Source organism: Mesorhizobium sp. M1E.F.Ca.ET.041.01.1.1, from assembly GCF_003997355.1.
Classification (GTDB): Bacteria; Pseudomonadota; Alphaproteobacteria; order Rhizobiales; family Rhizobiaceae; genus Mesorhizobium.
Window position 1 is genome coordinate 1 of record NZ_RZSL01000526.1, and the last position, 4,268, is coordinate 4,268.

A 4,268-nucleotide genomic window follows, 5' to 3' on the forward strand; every position below is an offset into this window, starting at 1 on the left:
CCGTTGTCCTGTCTCAGGATCGATTGGATCGCCGCGCCGACATAGGGCTCGGCATTGTAGACCGGCAACAGCACGGAGATGAGGGGAGCGGTCATGGTCGGCTCCGGTCCGTCGGCCGCAGATCGAGCGCCGGGGCGATGCCGAACCCGCGGGCCTCGCTCGCGCCACGCGGGCGCGAGGGCGCCACATAGGGGAAATAGCGCTTGAGGCTGTTGAGCGGCTTCTCGAACAGCACCCAGGACAGCGAGGCGACGACCAGCGTGGCGGCGCCTGCGACCAGGAAGCGGCCCGGCCCCTGTTCCGAGACGTTGAGTGGCAGCCATGGCTGCGCCTTGACGGCATAGGCGAGCAGGATCGGATGGTAGAGATAGACGCCGTAGCTGATGCGGCCGAGGAAGATGAGCGGCGGCAGTTCGGCCAGCCTGCCGGGCGTGCCGCCAAGGCCGTTCGAGCAGGCGGCGACGATCGCCACCAGCAGCGCCAGCGGCAGCACCTGCACCAGGAACCAGCGCGGCCACTCCCAGGCCGAGCTCGCCGGCCCCGGATCGGACCAGACGACGAGCAGGAAGACCGCGACCAAGGCCGGCCAGCAAAGCCGCATCCATCGCGGCACGTCGGCGCCTCGGGCGCGGCGGACGGCAAGCAGGGCGCCGCAGGCAAGCGCGTCCATCGAGGCCGGCGGCAACAGGTCCCGCGCCAGCGCCGGGTCGGCGGCGATCGGCCAGTAGAAGCGATAGGCGAGCGAGAAGCAGATGACGCCGATGGTGATCGCCTCGATGCGCCTGCGCGGCGCCACGAGCACGATCAGTGGCCAGGCGAGATAGAACTGCTCCTCGATGCTGAGGCTCCAGAAATGGCAGAGCAGCCAGGGCGTCCAGTCGTTACGCTGCGCATACCAGAAATTCGAGAGATAGAGCGCATGCCAGGCGAGCGACGACCTGGACTGTTCCAGGTCGGTGAGCCAGACGAGCCCCAGCACCGCGAAATAGGGCGGGAAAATCCGGATCGCGCGCCTGGCATAGAAGGAACGCAGCGCCGGTCCGGCCTCGAATGCATAGGTGTCACGCGCGTCCAGCAAAAGCCGCGTGATCAGGAAGCCGGAGAGCACGAAGAACAGCCGCACGCCGAGATGGCCGAGGAAGGAGGAGCCGTTCGGCGCAAGGAAATGCGCGTAAAGCACCAGCGTGACGGCAACGGCCCGCAGCATGTCCAACTGGATGTCGCGCTGATTCGTCATCAGCGGCTTCCGACAGATCTTTCGCAGTGCCAGGCGTTGCACGCGCAAAGCCCGTAGGCCCTGCCTGTCGACCAACTTCCGTCCGGAGCGCTGTCGTTGCGGCCCAGCGGAATGCCCATCCGGGTCAAAATAATGGCATCCTCCAACGCACACAGCCCCGCCAACGGATGTCGCGGACTTTGTTGCACTGCAACACAAAATGCTTACGCCGTTGAAATAAAGGCGTGATGCGGACGGTTGTGTGCCGTAGTTGGCTCTGCAAAATCTTCGCAGAGATGCCCAATGGTCCTATATATTCGTGGGCAGTTGGTCTGATTTTGAGAGTATCTGCCGCAAGGGATGTTGAAAAGATATACCGGCAACCATGGCGGGTATTTTAGAAGTATTGAAAAAGCTATCCAATCTAGCGCTTTATGCTTCCATGGCTCGGCGAAAAGAGCTTTTGATTTCAACGTCTTGTGCGACGCAATAGACCCGCCGGGAGATGGGAGGCGCCTGTCCCACCATCGGCCGGCCGCTGCCTCACGACAGCGCAATCGCCAGGCTGTATCTCCGCCTCGGACGGTGCGGGGCAGGGGGAGAAGAAGTGGTATCGACGCAAACCGTAAAACCAGGGACCCAGGCGGGCGCCTTGCCCATTCTCGGGCTGCTCGGCGCCGTTCTTTCGGTTCAGGTGGGCGCCGCTTTCGCCAAGGGCCTGTTCCCGGTCCTCGGCCCACAGGGCACGACGATGCTGAGGCTTCTCATCGGCGCGCTGATGCTGGCCGCGGCGCTGAGGCCCTGGAAGGTGATGCCGTCGCTCAAAACCCTGCCGTGGCTCGCGGCCTATGGCGTCACCGTCTCGGTCATGAACCTGCTGTTTTATACCGCGCTGGAGCGCATTCCGCTGGGCATCTGCGTGGCACTGGAATTCACCGGGCCGCTTTTCGTGGCGACGCTCGGTTCCAGGCGCCCGCTCGATCTCGTCTGGGTGGCCTTTGCCGTCGCCGGCATCGTGCTGCTCTCGCCTTTTGCCGATGTCAGCCGGGGACTTGATCCGATAGGCGTGCTGATTGCGCTTGCCGCCGGCGGCTGCTGGGCGCTCTACATCATCTTCGCGCAGAAGGCCGGCGCCGAGCTCGGCGTTCGCACCTCGGCCTACGGCATGGCGATCGCCGCTCTGCTGGCGCTGCCTTTCGGATTCTCGGCTGCCTGGCCTTATCTCACCGACCCGCATGTGATGGCGGGCGCGGCCGTCGTCGGCCTGTTCTCGAGCGCGCTGCCCTTCTGGCTCGAGATGATGGCGCTCACCAGGATGCCGGCGCGGGTTTACGGCACGCTCACCTCCCTGGAGCCGGCGCTCGGAGCGCTGACCGGCTTCCTGTTCCTGCATGAGAGCTTGAGTGCGCTGCAATGCGCCGGCATCGCCGCCGTGATTGCCGCCGCCTTCGGCACGGCGGTGACGGCAAGAGCGCCGGTCTCCTCGCCGGGGTAAGGGGAAAACGCCGCGCGTTCATGCCGGACTACATCCGGTGGTTGCGATAGGACTTAGGTCCGATATCGTCACGAAAAAGGTCTGAATAAACAAGACAAGGGTCGTGGGCCACTTCCGCACGACACGCTGATTGGGGATGCTAATGCTGCGACATTGCCGGTGGGGTAGTTTGGCCGAAGGGCTGGATGGCCGGTATGGGGAGAATGGGATGCGCGTAGCGCGCATGGGCTGCAGGCTTGTCTTGCAAGCGCTCACTGCGCTGGCGTTGGTTGTCGCGCCTTTTCATCTCTCCATCGGCGGTCCTGTCGTAGCCAAGGCCTATGCCGGCAAAGGCGGCAATGGCAATGGCGGTAACGGTAATGGCGGCGGGAATAGCGGCGGCGGTAACAGTGGCGGTGGAAATAACGGCGGCGGTAACAGCGGCGGCGGTAACAGTGGCGGTGGAAATAACGGCGGCGGTAACAGCGGCGGTGGAAATAACGGGAACGGCAATTCTGGGGGCAACAGTAGCGGCAACAGCAGCAGTGGCGGAAACAGTGGCAACAGCAAGGGCGCAACGAACAGCGCTTCCAACAGTGCCGCAAGCAGCACCGCCGACGTCGACGATCATGTGAACGCCGCGACCGGCGACAAGGTCGAGGTCAGCAGTAACGGCATTCAGGTCACGCACCGCAACGGAATGAAGGAGACGATCGAGAACGGCAGGTTCAGGATGGAGGACAAGTTTGGTCGTACCATCGTCGAGCGCAAGGCCACTATGGCCGATCTCAATCGCCTGAAGAGTTTGTGAGAGCGAGGTTCTATCTGGATTAGATCTTCAAGGGACCAAAGGCTAGCGCTGCAAAATCAGGTTGCCACCTTTTGCTTCGTCTCTTCGGTCCTGATCGTCTTACGACAGAACTCTCGCTGCTCACCTTGCCCCCGCCTTTTGGCGGGGGTACTTTTTTGGTCCTTGGGACAAATGCCGGAAGCGGACCCTTGGCGCATGGCCCCCAGGCCGGGGAAAATGATTCATGCGCAAAAACAAAGCTTTACGACACTTTTTGCGTCCAACGGGGACACCTGCACCGTAGTGTGCCGCGGCTCGTATGGGCGTCCGCGCGGTTCTCGCAGACCTCAGTCATAGAGAATTGCCGGCCATTTTCCAAGCGATTTGGTTAACGCGGCGGCGGTTGCGGGCGGAGCTGTTTCTCCCACTGGTTGCGACGATGGTCCCCAAGCGGCCGCAAAAAAGGTCCGACCGGATATGGCATGGGTCGTGGGCCACTTCCGTCGGCTCACCCGAATGTGAATCCTTGCGCCGTCAAGACACCGGTTCCGCCTTGGTCGGGCTGAGAGCGGAACTTCGGCAAGGCCGAGACGGAACCGGCATAAAAAGGACAGCATGCGCCGACCCGCCTTCAAGAGGTTTGCCCGCCTCACGCTGCGCGCCGCAAACGCGCTGGCGCTTGTTGTCGCGACCTATCATTTCACACCCGATGTCGCTGCCAAGTTCGTCGTGGCCACAGCTTATGCCGGCAACGGCAACGGCGGCAGCAACGGCGGGGGTGGCAATGG

4 protein-coding genes are annotated in these 4,268 nt (G+C 63.1%); 2 read left to right on the top strand and 2 right to left on the bottom strand.

All coding sequences use genetic code 11. The annotated features are described in order from the left end of the window. Both EOA38_RS40600 and EOA38_RS29395 read right to left on the bottom strand, forming a co-directional pair. Positions 1-95: glycosyltransferase (locus EOA38_RS40600; RefSeq protein ID WP_189434996.1), on the bottom strand; the 95-nt coding region annotated here is incomplete at its 3' end. Further along, the gene (locus EOA38_RS29395) at positions 92-1,237 is read right to left on the bottom strand and encodes an acyltransferase (RefSeq protein ID WP_126094723.1); all 1,146 of its coding nucleotides are present in this window, start codon (positions 1,235-1,237) and stop codon (positions 92-94) included. The genes EOA38_RS40600 and EOA38_RS29395, both read right to left, overlap by 4 nt. Positions 1,238-1,823: 586 nt before the next feature. On the opposite strand from EOA38_RS29395, the gene EOA38_RS29400 reads away from it, so the two are divergent. Both EOA38_RS29400 and EOA38_RS29405 read left to right on the top strand, forming a co-directional pair. Then, the gene (locus EOA38_RS29400; protein ID WP_245464726.1) at positions 1,824-2,711 is read left to right on the top strand and encodes a DMT family transporter; all 888 of its coding nucleotides are present in this window, start codon (positions 1,824-1,826) and stop codon (positions 2,709-2,711) included. A gap of 208 nt (positions 2,712-2,919) precedes the next feature. Then, complete coding sequence (locus EOA38_RS29405; protein ID WP_126094721.1) at positions 2,920-3,501, top strand: hypothetical protein; 582 nt, start codon at positions 2,920-2,922, stop codon at positions 3,499-3,501. The last annotated feature ends 767 nt before the right edge of the window (positions 3,502-4,268 follow it).

Bases quoted from the DNA above. Each gene is read 5' to 3' on its own strand.
- EOA38_RS29405 (WP_126094721.1), top strand. From the start codon at position 2,920: ATGCGCGTAGCGCGCATGGGCTGCAGGCTTGTCTTGCAAGCGCTCACT.
- EOA38_RS29395 (WP_126094723.1), bottom strand. From the start codon at position 1,237: ATGACGAATCAGCGCGACATCCAGTTGGACATGCTGCGGGCCGTTGCC.